The following is a 19,045-nucleotide window of genomic DNA, read 5'->3' on the forward strand; positions in this document are numbered from 1 at the left end:
CAGTAGGTGGCTGATATGCCAACTACTAGGGAGTTCTTGCCCTAGTAGGTCGTTAACGACCTTCTAAGGCAGGACTCAATGGCTAACAATTCTCTTCATCGAGCAAAGAAAAACAGGAACGACGAGTTCTACACCACCTACCAATGCATCGAAAACGAGGTGGAACACTACTACTCCTACAACCCCAATGTTTTTGCAGGCCATCGGTTACTTTTGCCGTGTGATGACTGGGAGAAAAGTCAGTTTGTTGCCTATTTTTCTGACAATTTTGAGCGTTTCAATCTTCAGTCGTTAACTGCCACATGTTTTGGTGAGCGCGGGAAAATGTTTGTTAAAACCGCGAACAAAACAACGTGTGATCTGCTCAAAGGCAATGGCAGTTTTCTTAGCCACGAAGTCACCGCGATTGCTCAACAGTGCGACATGATCGTGACGAACCCGCCTTTTTCCATGTTCAGAGAGTTCTTGCCATGGGTGGGTGAAAAGAAGTTTTTGCTCATGTCCAACATGAACACCATCGGCTACAAAGACGTAAACCCGCTCATTTTGCAAGGAAAAATCTGGATGGGGGCAACCAATGACAGCCAGGTTATTTTTGCCACCCCACTGTCAACAGAAGTGAAACCTTCACACGCCCGATATTGTCAGCGTCGAGGCTATCGCGCTCAGGACGGACTTCATTACACCGTTTTGGGAAATACATGCTGGCTAACAAACATGGAGTATGACCGCTACAGCCGGTTTGTTAAAACTCAACCAATGGCTGACATTTTGACAAACACTAGACACAAGAAAATCGTTGAACATGGCTTCCCACGTTATCTAAACTTCGACGGAATAGACGTACCCTTTAGCGACTCAATTCCCAGCGACTTTGACGGAATCATGGGCGTACCAATCTCGTTTCTGTTCAAACACAATCCTGAGCAGTTTGAGATCGTGGGCTTCAGATACGGCGATGACGGTAAAGATCTGACGACCGCCGCATACGCGCCTTATGTGCGTCTGCTGATCAGAAGGAAAAACTAGGGAAGATAATCGCTTCGTTTTCTTCGGTGGTTTTCCAACTGTTTTCAACAGTGTTGAACACTTCCACCAGTTGTTTGCGCGGCATTTTGCCGTATGTTTTCACCACTTCTTCAATCGCATACGACAGGGCAACGTCTTCGTTCATGCTGAGCACTTGTCCATCAAGATCGGGGAGAAAATCTCGGATCGTCTTGTTGATGAAAGGTGCTGCTGCACGGTTGACTGTCACAAGCACAGGGCCACGAGCGGAGGCAACGAAAAGTTCACTAATCAGATCGGTTGCGGTTTTTTCGTGGTATCGACACACAACCAAAAACATGAGTCGTTGCAGCTGCATCGGCTTGACATTTTGGCCTGCCAACATGAGGCGAAAAATGACGTTGTTGGCCAGGTGGATCGCATCACTCACTTGACACGCTCGATCTCCACCCATTCATCAGCGGTGGCGGTGAACTCAAAAATCCCTTTGCCTTCAAGCGTCAGTGTTGCTTCACCCTCTTTGTTTTCACCAGGAGTGGAGTTGGTCAGTTCACCTGTTGTGGTGGCAACAATCTCGACGTTAGATTTCCCTTTTGCCTTCACGGTGACAGTGCATTGTTCATCGCATTTGTAGGCGAGAGTCTTTTCGGCAAGAGCCGGAGATTCTTCAGAAGAAGGCTCAACAGTCGGCTGAACGGTTTCTTCAATTACAGGCTGGCTCGTTGGCTCGTCGTGTGGCCATGAGATGTTGCTCAAGAGGGCAACAGATCCAAACGTCAGCAATGGAATAGCACCGATAAGAATCAATCCAACGAAAATGAAAGCCAGGCGGTTTCGACGCAATTGGCTTTTCCGGCTACGAATCAGTGGATTGTTTTTCATCTGTTTTGCCATTCCTTTTGAATGAAGGCCCAAACCCCTGCCTCGTGTTGACGAGAGCACTATCAATCAACAAGGCAGGGGGTTGAGACGTTTTTTGAGATCAGAAAACTTCTTCACTCATGTTCTGGGGCTGCTTGGCAGTAGACTTCTTCTTCTTTGAAGCAGCAGGCTCATCAATCGCACCCGAAGCCACGGGATCAAAGTCGTCATTCGTTGCCTTGGGTCGCTTGGCAACCTGAACCTTCTGGAAGGCCAGATCAGGACCGATGTTGTAGACGTTGAGCTGAGTGAGAGTCTGGTTCACTTCCTCAGTGCTGCCATCGTCCTTGGCGAGATTGACCGCCTTGTTGTAGGTCTGCAAAGAGCCGGTGGCAATAACGCGATTGCCCTTCTTGAGAGTTTCGCAAACGTTCTTGGCAAGACCGATGGGGCCGTCCCAAACGATGGCGTTGTGGAAGTTGGCGCGAGCGTTCTCGTCCTTGCCAATGTTCTCGGCAATGGTGAACAGGGCGTAGCCCTTGCCACCGCTGGACTGCTTGTAAACGGGGTCGGCGGTCAGGTTGCCGATGATTGTTGCGTTAGACATTGTGGTTGTCCTCCTTGTTGACAGTGGCAGTGTTTCTGCCCCTCACCGACATATATGGTCGGAAAGTTTTTGATCACGAACACTTTGTGCGCAATCACCCATCTACTAGGAGGACAAATCATCGACTGCTTGTTTTTGCCCAAGAATTTGCTTACCCCCACCAGAACAACGTCTGACGGGGGTGATGCTCCCACCCACAGTGAGATTGCTAGAGGTTATTGGCTCTCAGGTATAGACCAGGGCCTACAGAACTGAAATCCAACGGTGTCACCAGGAAACCAACAATCAGCCAGCCCAACCGGTCAAGTGCGTCAGCGCTTCCATGACACCTTCATCAAGTTCTGGGCGAGTAATGCCGACCGGCATATCAACAGCAATAACGCTGCGAGCAGACAGTGACAGCATTTTTACCTCATCGCCTGTGTCACGAAGTTTGAGCATTCCGGTGGCCACCACCAACTGACCTTCCAAGAGATCCGCTGCGCTGTCACAAACCTCATTCCAGCAAGCAACCTCAAGACGGTTTTCACCATCCACAAGATCAATAGTGCGAAGCCGCCAAGTTTCACCGCGCTTGTCTGAAGTAGAGTCGATCTGTCCATAGACGCTGACAAAATCACCATTGCCGTAGGCATCAATGTCGGATAGGAACACGACATCTGAGTTTTCAACGTATTGGTGGCCTTGAGTAGTCAAAGTGTTGTCGGTAGACATGCCAAGAACCTGACGTTGAACAATGTCTTTGAGTTGTGGCTGGTATTCCACCTGGGGGATAACCACGTCATAGCCTTTAGCCAATGAGCGAATAGCCAGCACCAGACCGGCACGTGGACCAAAATCGTCGAGTGCGCCAGATTTTGCCAGAGCCTCTAATGCGGCAGAGTTGAGTGTCTGACCAGCATTTTTGGTGCGCGAAACAAGATCACTAATGCTGGTGTAACCGTCTTCTGGACGCGCGGCAATAATGGCTGCGGCTGCATTGCCTACCGACTTCACTTCACCAAGACCGATCACAATCTCATGGTCACTGATTGTTTGTGTGGTCAATGCAGCAGTGTTGACGTTTGGTGCGCTGATAGTGATGCCATGATCGGCAATCCAGGCCAGTGCACCGCTTCGACGGTCTTCGCCGCTTGTTTTGTCAGTAACAGCCAGTGTGGCTGCACCAAAGGCGGCAGGGTAGTGGGCTTTGAGCCATGCCGTTGTGAACGTTGTACGCCCATACGCCACGGCGTGAGAGTTGTGGCTGACCATGTTGTTAGCAAAGAACGTATGTGCGCTACCGGCTTCCATCTCCACGTCAAACACTCGCTCCATGCCAACGTGCTCAACATTGCTGACCAGAATGTTTTCAATACCAAACCCGCCGTAAAACAAGACGCGGCTCTCACCTGGAATCAAATTGCAGGCCCAGACGAAAGTTTCACTGTCATCCATCCAGCGGTGGTTTGCTGTGCAAGTGACGCTTGTTCCGTTGGCTAAAGACACGCGGATCACTGGCGCAAAGCCGTTGTCATGAATGCACACAATGTGTTGGTATTCGATTTTTCCACTGCGCTTGTCGTAAGCAGGAATCATCATGGTGGGTAGTTCACGACGTAGACGGCGGCAGTGAGAGCAGATTTTGACTCTTGTCTGACGCTTGCCACACGCACGGCACATTTCTTCGCCGTGGTCTGTATCGCCGTAGAGTGCGTCGTATAGTTGCCCAATTGGCCTTTGGCCATGGATGCCCAGGTTGATCAGCGTATCTGCGCCCAGACACTTGTTGAACAGATACGAACCACACGACTCAATAGAACCCCATAGCCGTTTTGCCGTCTCGGTACTGAACACTGTCTTCGGATTACCTGAGTCGTCAACATCTTTTGGCGCGCCAACAACAAACTCTTTACCCAGTTCGTCGATAACGTCCTTCTTCTTTTTACTCATGGCTTTACGCAGAGCATTAGTTTTTGACGCAGTGAAGCCGCCGACAATGCCACCAAGCCTCATGACCTGCTCCTGGTAAACGATCAGGCCATAGGTGTCAGACAAAACTGTTTCTAGGGCAGCAATCTCTTTTTCATCTTGTGTCCAGTTGGAGTACACAACGGGGGAGCGGTCGTTTCGACGATCTGCATAGTCCGTGTGCTGGCCAGCCCCCATAGGTCCTGGACGATAGAGAGCGCCAAGAGCCGTAATGTCGTTTTCGTTGCGCGGGGCTAGTCTGGCGCACAATTCTTTGATTCCACCAGAAGATAACTGGAAGACACTGGTGGTGTCTGCTGCCATAAGCAGATCCCACACAGAATCGTCTACTGGCACGTCTTTGCCGCGCGGGATGTCTTGCGGGTCTATCCCTACCATGTCACAAGCCACGCGGATCTGATCTAAGGTACGTAAACCCAGAAGGTCGAGTTTGACTAGACCCATCGCTTCACATGCTCCGCCGTCCCAGCATGTCACCCAGTCTGATGTTTGTTCATCAATGCGCATGGGCACAAGGTCAATCAGGCTTTCATTGGAAACAATCACTCCACACGCATGGATAGAAACATTGGAGGCGGTTCCCTCAAAAGATTTCGCCAAGGTGATGAATTGTTCGACATCAATCTTTTGCGGAGCGGTAGCCAAGAACGTGCGGAACTGTTGGCCCACATCTTGAGTCATTAGTGTCTCAATGTCAGGAATAGTGTCACCTACGCCCGGAATTTTCGAGGTCAACGTGTTAACCCAACTGGGCGAGATCATCAACTGAGTCGCAGCATTTTTCAGACTAGCTTTTGTCTTTGAATAGCCCACGGTCCCCAGTCGTGCCACATATTCTTCACCCAGAATCTCGACTTCGTGACGGTAGACTTCTTCGCGCCTACCACGTTCAAAGTCGGTGTCAACGTCAGGCATACCTGCACGTTCAGGGTCTAAAAACCGTTCAAACAGCGTGTCAGACTCAATAGGGTCAACGTCAGTGATACCCATGCAATACAGCATTACCGATCCTGCTGCACTACCACGCCCAGGGCCTACGAGAATCTTCTGCCTTTTAGCCCAGTCGATCATCTCGCCCACTAAGAGTCCATAGCCAACCATGTCCAGTCGGCGGAAAACACTCAGTTCCAGGTTCAGTTTTTCTCGCACCTTTGCAGGCAACGGATCTCCATAGCGCTCAATTGCTCCACGGCGTACCCAGTCAACAACCCAATCCAGTTCGTTTGAGTATTGCTCAGGAATGGGAGGGTGGGGGATACGCATAGCGAAATCTGGCATGACATCGGCATCAATTTTCTGCTCAACCAGATAGGTGTTAGATACCGCTTCTTGCCAGAATGGTTCGCTGCGAAGCTGGCGCATTTGTTGCTCACTCATCAAGTGATAGCCGCAACCGTTGAACGTCCAGCGATTCGGGTTCGATAGCGTGGTTTTACGCTGTTTTGCAAGCCACGCTTCGTGCGCCAGTGCTTGATTTTCTTCAACGTAGTGACAGTCGCAGGTGGCAACAGTTTTTACGCCGTTCTTGTCTGCGAGTTCAGCCACGGCTGGAAGTACCGCGCTTTCCTGCTCAATGCCGTGTTCCATGATTTCTACGAACACGTTGTCAGCCCCATAGATACCAATGAGGCGATCAAGATTGGACTGGGCTTCGGTGGTGTTGCCACGGACCATGGGGCCAAGAATCGGACCTGCCAAGCATCCAGTCAGGCAAATAATGCCTTCGCTATATTGCTCCATGAGTTCATAGTCGAAACGTGGTTTGCCACCCCAGACGGTTCGCCAGGACTCATTGTGCATACGCACTAAATTGCGCCAGCCTTGTTTGTTTGAAGCAAGAAGCGTGATGTGTTCATATCGCTTGATCTTCTCGCCTTCATCACCAATTCCGCTGGCTTCTTTGGCGTTGTGTTCAAAGCGCGAACCAATAGCCAGATAGGCTTCAATGCCCAAGATTGGCTTGAGTCCGTGCTTTTTGCAGGCGGCAATCATGTCTGGAACGCCACCAAGAGAGCCATGGTCAGTGATTGACATGGCTGACAGTCCCAGTTCTTTAGCCCTTGCTGCGTAATGTTCGGCGTGCCCGATTCCGTCCAGCAGTGAAGCGTCAGTGTGGATGTGTAATGGTGTAAAAGACATGTGTTTTTCTCCTTAAAATTGTTAAAAACATTTGGCGTTGCCAAGATCAAGGCTCTTTTTTGCCCTGCTGACCGCCACATAAAGCAACATGAGTTCTTCTTCGCTCATCTCATCAATGGGCGTTCTAAAGTCTTTGCCGAGCAGAACATGATCGAACTCTTTCCCTTTTGCGCGGTGCGCTGTAGAAAAGATGACCTCCGCCTGTTCTGGTGGGCACTGGTTCGCAATCAGTTTGCTGATGGCATGTTCTCCGTATCGGCGTGCGATGCGGTATGCAGTACAGATCCGCTCGTTATCGGTTTCTACGATTTTTTCCAGGTCTTCATAGGACTTGATATGCCGCATGAGAACGGATTTAGGCCGCTTACCCGCGCGCAAACGAAACACGTCCATAATCGAACTGGTTGTTTCGCCGTTTTTGTCCACAATATGAAAACTGCGATATGAGCGTGAGCACTCTAGGGCTTCGCTAACAACTTGCTCATTTGTTCGGCACAGCACTGCTCCGCGATCAATGTTCCCGTGATTTGTTATTGACGACTGACTAGCGCAGCCACTTAGGCGCATATCACCAAGACGGGACAAAACGGTGTTTGCTACCGATGCGATCTCTGGACCAAAACGCCATGAGTAGGTCAGGTCCAGACAGGCACAGTCGTCATTGAACATGGATACGGTTCCGCGCCATGCGTAAATGGTCTGATACTTGTCTCCCACACTGATTTTTGGGCAGTCTTGCCGCTCAAAAAAGGTGGCGATAGCTCGATCAGCGTCCTGTGCTTCGTCGAGCATGAGGTAGTCATAGCCAAGGTCCATCCCGGTGCGCACAAAAGACACCAGGTAGTCATCATGCGTGTATGGGAAGACTCCTTTGGGGTTGTCTAAATCTTCATTCCAGGCATCGGCTACGTAAAGTAGACGGTCTAAATGTTCTTCTAAGCCGTGTTCGCACAGAACTTGCCTAGTGGAGCCGACCCCCAGGCGGCGCATTTTCACACCGTCATGAATCAGGCGCATCAAATCGCTGGTGTAGAAGACTCCATGTTCAGTTTCAATGGTTTTTAAACCCATGTGCTTAGCGACCCGCTGGTAGGGCACAAAAGTTTTCACCCGTTGACGGAAAGGCTCGGCAGTGTGTTTCCACGCCAAAGCGTGAGCAGTTTTCACGTCGATGTTTTTCCCTAGAGTGCCGTCACCGGCAAAATCGCTACGTGCACTTTGAGCCAAGTCGGATGAGTAGGTGATGTACAGGCCGCGAAGATGGGGCTGACTTTTCACGCAAGCGCGCAGCACAGTGGTTTTCCCCGTGCCTGCACCAGCGTTGACGCTTTGCAGGTCTGAGCAAGCAAAAGCATCAACAACGGCGCGCTGTTGGTCAGTCAAAGTCGGCATACTGTACTTATGGTCGTAAAAACCAAAGTCAGTGAAGGAAAAAGTCTTTAATGTCTTGCTGACTTAAAACCGGCGGTTTCGCCGCGCGCACGTAGATGATGTCACTTATTTGCATCGACGAAAGCGCGCCATAGCGTGAAACAACATGGTCGATGATCGCCAAATCTTCCGGAGCAAGATTACTTTTGCTTCCACGATCCACCTCTCGCACGGAAATCACGTCATGAGCCGTTGCCCAGTCATTGATGTCACGACTGACAGGGCCATTACGCCATTTTTCTAGTGGCTCATCGAACATGGGGCGTTCAAGTCTGCTAATGCTGTACGCCTGACACAAAAACAGCAGGCGATTAAGTTTTGCCACCGGAACGCCAAACTCGAAGCGGTGAGCAATCTCGTCAGCAACGTCAAAAACACTGCTCATTGGTTTGCCTCCAAATTCGCCCAGGTCTGCATCAAAAACGCTCGTGCACTTTGAACGTCAGATCCGATCGCTTGCCCAGGGCTTGCTAGAGCTTCTTGCAAAGTTGAGATAAAAAAAGTGGCGTTTGCTGCTGCATCGCTTCGTCGTTGATCGATTGTTTCTTTACTGAGTTTAGTGCAGTGCGCCGAAACAGATTCCGTCTCGGCATCCCAAAACGTCGAACAGATGCGATCAATCAAATTACTACTAGCACTTGGCAGAACAATCTCGACTGCTCGGCGGTGTCGGCGGCGCAATGTTTCATTGGGGCGTTGACGCAAAGAAAGCGTGGCAAGATAATGCAAGTGCAAGACAATTTCGGGAATGGCGAGAAGTTTTTGCCGTTCATAGGGAGTTGTGGAGTCAAACACCGCTAACAAGTCTTCGTCGATGCCAATGAAGGCTTCATCAAACGGATAACCGTCGATTCGACACATGAACGCCTTGAGGGCGGTTTTTACCAGTTGAGAGTCTTCTTCAACCTTCTGATATAAACGCAGGCAAAGAATCGGATCGTCAGGCTTAATGAAGGTTGGCAGGCCGTAGTGAACGCTCAAAATCTTGTCAGTGGACAGTAGTCGTCCAATTCCGCGTTTTCTTGCCAGTTGGCTCATCGACTCTTTAATATCTTCATCGCTCAGATCCAGGTGGTCGAAGTCTTGGACTGGCTCAGCGATTTCGATGTATAAATCGTCTAATGCCACCGGGTTCTTTTTGTCAGTCTTGGGATAAGCGTCGGTCCTGCTCGCCCATGCGTATTGACGTAAAGCACCACAGAATGAAGCACCTTGCCCTAAACGCTGCCTGTCGAATTTTCCTCTGCCTATGGCGCGCAGAAGAATGACGGCAACATTTTGCTCAATATCGTCTGCGCTCCAATTGCGTGATTGATTCTTCAACATGATTCTTCCGGCAATGTCGTGAGCAATTCCCGTCTGAGGAAGAATCTTTTTCTGTTGATCGATGAAATCGTCTTGGCTCACGAATGGATCATTTGCCAACTGACGCAAATATGAGTCGATCCGATTCTTCACTTCAACTGGCTTTTGCCCGAAAATTACATTGGTGTTATTCATGCTTTGTTCCATAGTCGGAGAACGTCGCTTTTAGTGCGAAAATCAGTTTTTTGGGGCGAAAAGGTTGCCTAAGATGTCAACTGACTCCAAGTTGTCGTGATAAATCTCTTGGAGTTGCTTTATGACCTCTTGAACAACTGCGTTATTCGTTGGCTCTTTTTGCAGTTGTTCAATAAGCGGCCATGGTTGTAACTGGCCATTAACGAGCTGAATGCACTGCGCTTCTTGCGCGGCGGTGGCAACCATTTCTGGACTGGGGTCGGCAACTAGGATTTGCCCGATTTCCCATGCGGCTACGCAGCGTGAAGATGAATAGAGATAGGGCAGCAGTTCTTGTGCTGCATCGATAATTTCTTCGTCTTTAATCCAGGGGGCACAGAGGTCTTCGATCTTGGTGTTTGTAGCCCCGTCGAACCATGCTTCAAGTTCTGGCAGTTCAATGTTGTTAAGTGCCAGAACGTCAATCCACTTGCCAGAAATCGGGTCATACCAGTCGTTGTTTGCCGCTTCCAACAGAATTCGTGTGACCCACAGATCTTGATTTTCTGTATGAATATCGCCGTCAACGATCAGGTCATAGGGAGCCGCTAGTTCGGGGTTCAGCCAAAGCAAAGGATGCCCAGCGATAGTTTTGTCGCTAGGCAAAATTCGGTGGATCTGATTGGAGTTAAATAAGGGGACTGCGCTACCAGCCCAAATGGGACTAACGACCTGGGAAAAATTCAGTCCACTGGCACGACAAAAAGCCGTATGACGTTCGCCAGATTGAAGAACACTAAAAGGCAGGTCTGCTGTCATTTTGGTGACAAGCGGAGCGAGCAAAGTAGTGTTTTCTGACTCCAAAACACAGATTGTGTAGTCCACGGTTGTTTCCTTTATTCGGCGGTTTTTCTCCTACCGCCGCAAACATGTGGACATAAGAAAAGGGGTGGACTATGCCACCCCTTTTTCTTTTCATTCGAGATATGACAAGTGCTTGTGCCAGATTCTCAGATCAGCGCAAATTCGAGCCAGTTCGTCAGTGCCGTCAAACGAACTCAGGTATTCCTGATAGAAATCGCCGCTGTGAATCTTCAGCCGCTTATTCCATTCTTCTCGTGTAAGCCACTGTGAACTTAATTCATCATTGAACATCTCAACGTATTCATCGACCGTTTGAGGGTCCACGAATTTGCTAAGCGTCCTCTCGGCCTGATCGATGGTGTTGCAATTGAGTTCAAATGAAAACACGTTGCTCAATGTGTTTGTCACTGTATTGATGTCTGTCATGTGCGTGCTCCCTTCCATGTCTATTAATGGTCGGGCCTTCGCAAACTAACGACGCTTTTTACGCAGTTCGCAATCGAAGTCAAAATCGACAACAAACTCATTAGACACCTGCGCCGGACTTTGCGTTGTAGGAACTGAAAGCTCAGTGTGCTCTATTACCGGTGGTTCAACATTGTTGAAATCGTCATTGTCGATCACCAGTTCGGGTGCAGCCATGGGTTTAAACTGAACAGGCTCGCTACTTTTAGGCATTGGCAGGTTCAACTCGGTATCTTCTGCTGGCGCAATGTCTTCATTGAAAAAGTCATCATCCTCAAAGTCCAACGGCTCATTGAAAATGTCATCGTCAAGTTCGATGGCATCCAACGTCACTTCTTCAACCTCGGAGTAAACAGAAGCAACATTCTTAGGCAGGAACATGGAGTAATCCCAGTCATCGACAATATCCACACCGTTCATTACCAACTCTTCAACGTAGGTGTCTTGATCGGCATACCACGTCTGCATTTCAACAGCAGATGCAGACATCGACTCCCAGATGCCACGTCCCTTGGGATAAACAGACAAGTTGGGGGCCAATTCCGGCTGCTTTAGACCACTCATCATTTCGCCGTGAGTGGTCTTGCCCAGCAAGAGGCGCCCCAGGTTGGCTTTCAAATCTCCACCGGGAATCTTGGCGATAGTGTCGGCTTTCAAAACCTGTGTACCCAGCATGAGGTGGACCCCAGCGCTACGCGCTTCACGAGCAATACGGGCAGTTGATGAACCAATTGAAGCGCGGTTGGCGTTAGTTTTCTCCACCAATTCACGCTCTGCCAGAACCTCTGGATCAGAAGTTTTGGTTCGATCCACCGGCTCGGTCAACATCAAGGATGTGAACTCGTCGATAATGATCAACACGTGGTTGGGACGAATCTCAGGAGGTAATTCGTCAATGTTGGCAGCACCATACTGAGAGTTAAGGTTTTTGCGCTCTTTGACAATGGAGTAAATCAGTTTCATCATGGCATCGGCATGTTCGACAGTACCGATAATTCCGCGAAGCCATGGGGCAAACTTCGTAAAGTCTGCGCCACCTTTAGACGGGTCAATCACCACAATGTCCCAACCTGCAACCAGTGGTGCGAACATGCCTGCCTGCAAGGTGACGGTTTTACCAGTACCCGTACCGCCCAGAACGATGACGTGCGGTGTGTCTCCAAAATTCCAGGTGACAGGTTTGCCGTCAACGCCGGTTCCCCATGGAGAAAGAAGTTTGTCTCCGCGCCCAGAATCGAAGAATGGCTGCATCACTTCTTTGCATTTATCGAAGTCGAAACTGGCGCGTTCCGGCACAGGATTGTTCACACTCAGCATGAGTCGGACACGGTTGGGGCTAGGCTGTTTAATCATTTGAATGAAGCCGTTACCCGTTGCACCAGCAATCTTGGCGCGCACAGCGCTTACGTCACTATCAGTAATGCCTGGTGGAAGATCAAAGTCGTAGATGGTAACTGCGTCGTTGCCTTCCAACGGTTTCATATTAATCATTTTGGGCACTAGACCTGCCGGTGTTGTCACCTTGGCATCAACAAAAGCTTGTTCGAAATCCAGTTCAGCAATTAGACGCTTATAGCGGTCTTTCACATTGGCCTGTGAAGGTAGTGCGCCGACATAAATAATGGCGAGAGCATCTTCTTGGCTGATGCGAATCCAGTCAGCGCGCATGAGAGCAGCCAGGCGATCTGACTTTGCGCGCAGATCTCCCATGGAGACACCACCATATAAACGTAAGCGAATCTTCCAAATGGCGGGAGTGCCTTCAGCCATAGAGAGAGCGTCAATAACTTGTGGCGCGCCACGGTCTTTGAAAATGCTTCTGAAAGCACGATCCACAATGCCAGCCAGGGCCAGTGTCGCACCATTACGCTTATCAACAACACTCATGCCGCCGATCTTTTTTGACTCGACAATGGCACTGGGCGTTGTTGGCACAGTGTCTTCAGAGTAGGCAACAACAAAAAACTTGTCACTACGTTCACCCGGTTCTGCACGGCCCTCATGTGGAGGGACAGCAAAAATATGAAGAAACGGTGCTCTTGGCATGGTGGTTGATAGGCGTTGCCCAAGCGGAAGAAAGTCGGCTTCTACATTCATGCCTTGGGGGATCGCAAAAGGAATGCGGGTGATCTCGGTATTTGTTCGTCCAACATACTGAGTGTCGATGAATCCCAACTGAGCGGCTGGGGGAGTGGCCCCCATTTTTAACACCTCGCCAAAATGAGCCTTCCATTCGGCTTCCAGACGAAGCACATCAATTTGCTCAACGATTGAATCATCGATCCAGTCAGCATTGTCGAAGTCACCGACAACAATGCGATGGTCAATGACGAGCACTTCGCCAAACTGGCCGAAGGCAATGGTGCTTTGCTCAATCTCTCCTAAGCCAGCGTTCAAATCAATTGCCCACACAGCAGGCCCCGCTTGGGTGAGTTTTTCTACTCCACTTACGCCGGTTCGCAATGGCGCATGGAATTCTTCTTGAGCCAGAGCCATTTGTCGCTCACAAATGAACTCCACCATGTGTTCATCAACGTCTTCTTCAGTGATGTCAACGTCAAAGTTTGATGGACACACGGCAACGCGAAACTGGTTCGGATTGATCGTGCCTTTTTGTGGTTGGTTACTTCCATCCATGTTGGGGACAGGCAGAACATAAACCTTGCTGCCACCGCCCACTGCGTAGCCGATCTTTTCGGCTTGCTTGTAGTCCAAGTATTCGTGTGAAAACCGCTGAGTCTGACACTGGAATGTGTCAATAACAATGTCATCTAACGTCTCGTGGTTTATCAACACCGGAGCTGGATCTTCTTTTGGAACACCCAGCCAACGACTGCGCCACACTGATCGTGCTTGTTCGCGGTCTTTCCATGGCTGCAACGCTTCTTTGCGCGAGGCAATCCAGACAACGCTAGAGAAAACAATGAGACACACGCCGACGGCTAAAAACAATGGCTTATCAACATAGTGTGCAGGTGAGAAAAGGTATGCCGGTCCACCGCACAGTGCGCCAGTGAGCAAAGCGATGGCAGCAAATTTCGGTTTATTTTTGACCGCCCAGACCAAACTTGTTCCTGGGCATGGTTCATCGAGCGAAGCGGTTGAACGCCAAATCGCAGCGAGAGAGGACACCAGGAGAAAGGCACTTAAACCGTTAGCTACTGCCGAATATGCAAAAACATCACCGATGCCATAGCGGTCAACAAATAATAGTGACGCGGCGATCAAGCCTAATCCGACTGCTGCACTGAGAGCCACCGTTGGCTTATAGCCGATAGGTAGAACCACCTGTGACAACTTTTTTTGCCGCTGAAACTGCAACAGTTTTTTGCGTTCATCGTCGTTTGCTGCTTCACCATTTTTACCTGTGAGCAATGGTGGCTGAGCCAACATGCCGCAGATCATTATTCCGATCAGTGGTGAAAGAAACGCTGGTTGATTTTTGTACGCCAAAAAACCAAAACCAATCATGGACAGCACAAAAGTTGCCGCGATGATTGGAGTGGAGTCACCGGCTTGTTGTTGCTTTTTCGCTGCCATAACTTGCCCAGACCTTAATTCTTGCTACGGTGATGTAATTGCTTTTCTTACCTACGGTGCGACTGACACGGGGTTTCAGTGCGGAAGGTTTGATCACTTTGATTCCGCCTGGATAGCGCATGAACAACGTGTGGCACTTGCCGCGAGAATTTGATGGCCACACCACTACCGCGCTACCTCTCACCGGAATCTCTTTCGTGCGCATTGATTCGATACTGCGACTTAACGAATGAGACTCACCGGCTTTGAATCGTTCGATTTTTCCTGAACAAATACGGAAACATTTGGAGCCAATGGAAAAGTACCAACCGGGTTTCCACTTTTTTGTGTCAATCACAAAGACACCTTTAGAGCCAACCACGATGTGATCGATGTCTGCCTTGCCGCTTGCAATCGGCACAGAATGAAGAATGTCGTTTTCGCGCTCTACTGAAAGATCGTCAATGATCGCTGCGGTGTCGCGTTCTGCACTTGCACCAATGCTCCGGGCAAGTTGGCCGTGACCTTCAAATGAATCCAGGTTGCTTCCTGGTCTGCCGTAGATGCTCATGAGAACAACTGCCAAATGAAGTAGCCAACACTACACAGTGCAATAACCAGAGCAAGTAAAGCGATGAAAATTGACCCATCGTTAGAGTCAAGAAACTTGTCCATTTGCTCGCGTTGAGACTCATCTTCTTGAAAGATTTTCATATCGCCCTACTAGGGCGATTGATACCTACTCAGTTCGTTCCTAGTGCTCCAACAATCTGGCCACGTTTGCCAGAATGGATCATTTGATTGAATCGTCCAGAGCACATCCACAAGGTCAATAGACCCGTCTTGTTGTTGTGGCAGTCTGCGAGGCGAACAATGACGCGATCTTCATAGAAGTCGCAGATCATTTTCGTTGAATGAACAAGAGAGTATTCACCAGGAATAAAACGAACCGGGTAAAACCTCTTGCGAAACTCTAAGACTCCACGGACACCAATACCGTCTTTAGTATCGAAGCCGATGTAGCCCAATTCTCGGGCAAGACAGACAACGAAACTGACTCTGTGTTTATCTGTGCAAAAAATTGTGCGCTGAATTTTGTCATCCATGCACACCTACTAGGTACAACGGCGAATCACTGGAACCTTGAGCGCATCAGACAATGACACTGGACCAAAATTCGATTGTTCAGCCAACTTAATGTTGAACTGATCCAACAACTTGTTCAGTGGATTGGTGAAACTACCGCGTTGCCACCAGGGCAGGCCACAAAGCAGATTCAATGACTCATGATCAATACGGCTTTGGCCGCGCATTGGGTGGTTAAGCAGGCTCACTTTTTTATCATCGATCAGTGCTGGCAGAGAGAAAAAGTCGTCACTAACCTCTTTGTGAGCGTCAAACCAGTCTTCCCAACTAACAACTGCCATTCGGTTTTTTGTTGGGTTCGATAGTGGACCGGGATAGGTGGCACAGGCTTTACGCATGGCAAACCTGACCTGAGACTCCATTGATGTCTTGTTGGAGTCAATGGGTGGTGCACAAACGAAAAGAACCATGAACTTTTCTTGCGGGTTGTTGGCAAGAATCTGCGCCCAAGAAGAAAGTTTGTATGGTGTAGTTGATTTAGAAAACGATGCTGTCATTTCGATAGCAATGCGGCCACCATCGGAGCGAATCAGTGTGGCATCTGCTCTCTTAGTCTGCGTTGTCGGCCTACCAATAAAATCTTCAACTGTTGAAAGATTCTCGCCGACCGCTCGCATGTTTAACCATGTGGCACAACGCAACGCCAACTCTGTTGTCAGCACATTATGTCTTGCGGTTGCTGACGGTTTAGCCCATGGCCTATCTGCTGTCATTGACAGATAAACCGGCCAACTTACTTGCCCCACATGTTTCATGGCTGAGTTTTTTAGCCCAGGACAAATCAGCGTTCTGCGTGACCATGACCACGGACCCACAGGAGCAGGGTTGCCCACGTCAAGAACGCCGCATCGGTAGAGTGCACGCGTATCTCTGAGAACGGTTTTTTCATCCAGACTGGTGATCGCACAAACCTGCTCAACAGTTAAAGACCCCCACATGAGAGCGCAAGCAACAATACTGGCTCGTCGGTGCAAAGATCGGACATTGGAAAGAGCCTGCACGTGCGGTGTTGGAGTCATGTTGGCTGGCATTTTTGCCACCCCATGTTTGATCGCTTGCTCCATGGCAGGAGCGTTAAGCCATGACGTTGTGGAGTGTGAACGCCACAGGCCCTCGTAGAAAAAATCACTGCGCTGTTCTGGCCCCATTACCCCCTCGGGGGTTGGCAACATCTCAAAATCAATCATTGAACCATCTCGACAAATTCGCTTGGGTTGGTGCATGAATCAATCGTCTTTGCGGTGAACGCAGGCAGCACGCTGCCATGACTCATTGTTGATACGGCGCAGGTGAACTGTTCCAACGTGGCAATGTCTGCGCCACTCCATTGAGAGCCGTCACGTGCCATTTTTCGAGCCACTTCATTTGCTGTTGATTCTTCATCTTGACGGAATGAAACGAACGTCTGGTAACTCATAAATGAGGTCAGAACATCTGCACCAATTTGTGAAAGTTGGTCTGGGTACTGCGTGGCAAAAATTGGTTCAACACCGTAAGAGCGTCCGTCGTCTTTCCACCACTTTGCTGCTGCTGGCGCGTAACCGGCAAAGTATTTGAACTCATCACACATCACTGTGACGCGCCGGTTTTGTTGCTGCCAACCAAAACAGTTGCGTTCGATATTGGACTGCAACGTTAAGCCGATCATTGCGGTGATCCATTCAGTCATTTTCCCGTATGGCTGAAAACGTCCGTCGATTGTTGGACCTGTTCCAATGATCAGTTTGTGGTGGCTGTTGATCACATCGCCCCACGTGTACGTTGCATTTTCTGGCGCAATGAAGTGAGCCATGTCTTTGAGCTGGTCAAGCTTGTTGCGTCCGGCTTCAACCAGTGATCGACGTGAAGATGTTGTGGTTGCTGGCCCCCAAATAATTGACAGCAAGTTGTAGCCTTGTGCGGCTAAAGAGTTTTCGTTTGGGTCTTCTTGGGCGCGCTTGGCAAGTAGTGCATAGAGCGTTGATCCTGTTTCATCTCCAAAGCGTCCAACCAAAGCCAACGCTCTCCAAAACCATGTCCATGCTGGCAAGACAACTGCACCAGTGTCTAGGCGCATAGTGTTGTATTCGGCGTAGTCTTCATCGGTGAAACATAGGGCTGCACCAATGACGCTAGAGAGCACTTCACGGCTTCGTCCCATGATTGCTCCGTCACCGAAAGTTGATGCCAAAATGTCGGTGATGTATTCGCCGCGCTGGATCGGGTTGTCACCTTGGCGGTAGAAAATGTCGAGCCACTGGCCAGACGGGTTAGCGATTTCGATAACGCCCAACGGTATTGGCTCAGACCGTTTTTCGTTGACTGCGTTAACAATGTTTCGATACTGAATCAGCCCATCGGGTTTCGTTTCAACACCAATAATTGTGCGCCGCTGTTCTTGAGATACAAGCCAAGCAAAAATCGACTTAATCAACACTGACTTGCCTGTACCGGCTGCGCCAACTGCGGCCACACCGCCCCACAGATGAGACGAGTCAAGGCGAACAATTTTGCCCTCATCGTTAGTGAATACTGGTGGGCCACTGACCTCATAAAGAGTTGGTGGTACGCGGCGTTCTTTCGTTGTGGTTAGACCCGATGTTGCACCGGACTGTGGGGCGAACATTCCACAAATCACTGGCGCACTCATGGGGACAGATGTTTTGGTAAACGGCCACACTAAGCGATCAGAGTTTTTAGAAAAATTGAACCGCGCATGGTTGCTGGGTACAACCATTTTCCCAGCAACATACGTATCAACGATTCTGTGTGAACGATGATCAAACAATGCCAGTAATGCCAGTGCTGCGACGGCGCATACGATGCCACCGATGAACTGCTTGCTCAGGTATGTAAAGTCTGGTGAACGGTATGCAAAAAATGCCGTAGTCAGACCTGCGAGAATGAACAGTGAACCGAACAATGTGATGATTTTTTGTAGGCCAACTTTTGCGGTGGTCGCACGAATCGCTGTGTCAAAACCTGGTAGGGGAGTGAACACTTTAGAAATGAGTTCTCTACTACGGCTGGGGTTTTTTGCGCATGCCATTGCACTGAGCATGAGTGGTGTTGCCGCTTTGAGTGAATGGTGCTCAGTTGAACCTGGCATGTTGTCAGCATATTTGCGCCAAATGCGGATATTGCTGCGCTTCATTGGTGTTAAAAAGACGATGATTTCTTCGCCTTCGTTAAGGGTTCTGCTCAGCATTTCTGATGCCATGGCCGGATCAACACCAGCTAATGTTGAGCGGCCAACAATTCCATCACCATCTACGCTCAGTAATGAAGTGACCCCAGCAATTTTGCCAGGAATATCGCATGGCTTTGCACGCGCACCAAGTGCTTCGGCTAAAGAAATCGCCATTGCTTCATCATTTTTGTCGCTGAGCAAATAGTTTTCGATTTCTCCGCCAACTTTGCGCACTAAAAGTGCTGCGTTAGCGTGGCGCAAATAGGTGGCGAATTGTTCACACGCTGCGGAATACGTGCCATATTCTTTCATGGCTGTTGTGCGTGAAAGTCGCCAGGCATAATGAGGGTTAAAGGTCTTCATACCCCGCATACATGTGGACACGA

The 19,045-nt window shown here is 49.5% G+C and carries 16 protein-coding genes; 1 reads left to right on the forward strand and 15 read right to left on the reverse strand.

Annotated elements, in window-relative coordinates; genetic code table 11:
* Positions 1 to 78 precede the first annotated feature (78 nt).
* Complete coding sequence (locus A9753_RS08675) at positions 79 to 1,029, forward strand: adenine-specific methyltransferase EcoRI family protein (RefSeq protein ID WP_067783470.1); 951 nt, start codon at positions 79 to 81, stop codon at positions 1,027 to 1,029.
* On the opposite strand, the gene A9753_RS08680 is transcribed toward A9753_RS08675, so the two are convergent.
* The 15 genes from A9753_RS08680 to A9753_RS08745 form a co-directional block, all read right to left on the reverse strand.
* Complete coding sequence (locus A9753_RS08680) at positions 1,013 to 1,438, reverse strand: hypothetical protein (RefSeq protein WP_067783472.1); 426 nt, start codon at positions 1,436 to 1,438, stop codon at positions 1,013 to 1,015. The genes A9753_RS08675 and A9753_RS08680 overlap by 17 nt on opposite strands.
* A complete protein-coding gene (locus A9753_RS08685; protein ID WP_067783475.1) occupies positions 1,435 to 1,890 on the reverse strand; it encodes a hypothetical protein in 456 nt (151 codons plus the stop codon). Before A9753_RS08685 ends, A9753_RS08680 begins: the two co-directional genes overlap by 4 nt.
* Before the next feature lie 100 nt (positions 1,891 to 1,990).
* Positions 1,991 to 2,476 (reverse strand): single-stranded DNA-binding protein, encoded by a 486-nt coding sequence (locus A9753_RS08690; RefSeq protein WP_067783478.1) that lies wholly within the window; start codon positions 2,474 to 2,476, stop codon positions 1,991 to 1,993.
* 285 nt (positions 2,477 to 2,761) lie between these two features.
* The gene (gene dnaE, locus A9753_RS08695) at positions 2,762 to 6,586 is read right to left on the reverse strand and encodes a DNA polymerase III subunit alpha (protein WP_067783483.1); all 3,825 of its coding nucleotides are present in this window, start codon (positions 6,584 to 6,586) and stop codon (positions 2,762 to 2,764) included.
* Between the two features lie 21 nt (positions 6,587 to 6,607).
* Positions 6,608 to 7,978 carry a UvrD-helicase domain-containing protein gene (locus A9753_RS08700; protein WP_067783486.1) on the reverse strand — a complete coding sequence of 457 codons (1,371 nt, stop codon included), beginning with the start codon at positions 7,976 to 7,978 and terminating at the stop codon, positions 6,608 to 6,610.
* Positions 7,979 to 8,006: 28 nt separating this feature from the next.
* Positions 8,007 to 8,402 carry a Panacea domain-containing protein gene (locus A9753_RS08705; protein WP_067783489.1) on the reverse strand — a complete coding sequence of 132 codons (396 nt, stop codon included), beginning with the start codon at positions 8,400 to 8,402 and terminating at the stop codon, positions 8,007 to 8,009.
* Positions 8,399 to 9,517: a hypothetical protein gene (locus A9753_RS08710; protein ID WP_067783492.1), complete on the reverse strand. Its 1,119-nt coding sequence runs from the start codon at positions 9,515 to 9,517 to the stop codon at positions 8,399 to 8,401. The genes A9753_RS08705 and A9753_RS08710 overlap by 4 nt, the downstream gene beginning before the upstream one ends.
* Positions 9,518 to 9,559: 42 nt before the next feature.
* A complete protein-coding gene (locus A9753_RS08715; RefSeq protein ID WP_067783495.1) occupies positions 9,560 to 10,381 on the reverse strand; it encodes a hypothetical protein in 822 nt (273 codons plus the stop codon).
* Positions 10,382 to 10,471: 90 nt separating this feature from the next.
* Positions 10,472 to 10,786 (reverse strand): hypothetical protein, encoded by a 315-nt coding sequence (locus tag A9753_RS08720; RefSeq protein WP_067783498.1) that lies wholly within the window; start codon positions 10,784 to 10,786, stop codon positions 10,472 to 10,474.
* A gap of 45 nt (positions 10,787 to 10,831) precedes the next feature.
* On the reverse strand, positions 10,832 to 14,365 hold the full coding sequence (locus tag A9753_RS08725; protein WP_067783501.1) for an FtsK/SpoIIIE domain-containing protein: 3,534 nt from the start codon (positions 14,363 to 14,365) through the stop codon (positions 10,832 to 10,834).
* A complete protein-coding gene (locus tag A9753_RS08730; RefSeq protein ID WP_067783504.1) occupies positions 14,334 to 14,915 on the reverse strand; it encodes a nuclease-related domain-containing protein in 582 nt (193 codons plus the stop codon). Before A9753_RS08730 ends, A9753_RS08725 begins: the two co-directional genes overlap by 32 nt.
* Positions 14,912 to 15,058, reverse strand: a complete 147-nt coding sequence (locus A9753_RS09860) for a hypothetical protein (RefSeq protein WP_176702778.1) — start codon at positions 15,056 to 15,058, stop codon at positions 14,912 to 14,914. Before A9753_RS09860 ends, A9753_RS08730 begins: the two co-directional genes overlap by 4 nt.
* A 29-nt stretch (positions 15,059 to 15,087) precedes the next feature.
* Positions 15,088 to 15,450, reverse strand: coding sequence for a hypothetical protein (locus A9753_RS08735; RefSeq protein WP_067783507.1), 363 nt, complete (start codon positions 15,448 to 15,450; stop codon positions 15,088 to 15,090).
* A 9-nt stretch (positions 15,451 to 15,459) separates the two neighbouring features.
* Positions 15,460 to 16,677: a hypothetical protein gene (locus tag A9753_RS08740; RefSeq protein ID WP_067783510.1), complete on the reverse strand. Its 1,218-nt coding sequence runs from the start codon at positions 16,675 to 16,677 to the stop codon at positions 15,460 to 15,462.
* Positions 16,674 to 19,022, reverse strand: a complete 2,349-nt coding sequence (locus tag A9753_RS08745; protein ID WP_067783513.1) for a type IV secretory system conjugative DNA transfer family protein — start codon at positions 19,020 to 19,022, stop codon at positions 16,674 to 16,676. The genes A9753_RS08740 and A9753_RS08745 overlap by 4 nt, the downstream gene beginning before the upstream one ends.
* Positions 19,023 to 19,045: the final 23 nt, after the last annotated feature.

The sequence above is a fragment of the Actinomyces vulturis genome (assembly GCF_001687305.1).
In the GTDB taxonomy this organism is placed as follows: domain Bacteria; phylum Actinomycetota; class Actinomycetes; order Actinomycetales; family Actinomycetaceae; genus Actinomyces; species Actinomyces vulturis.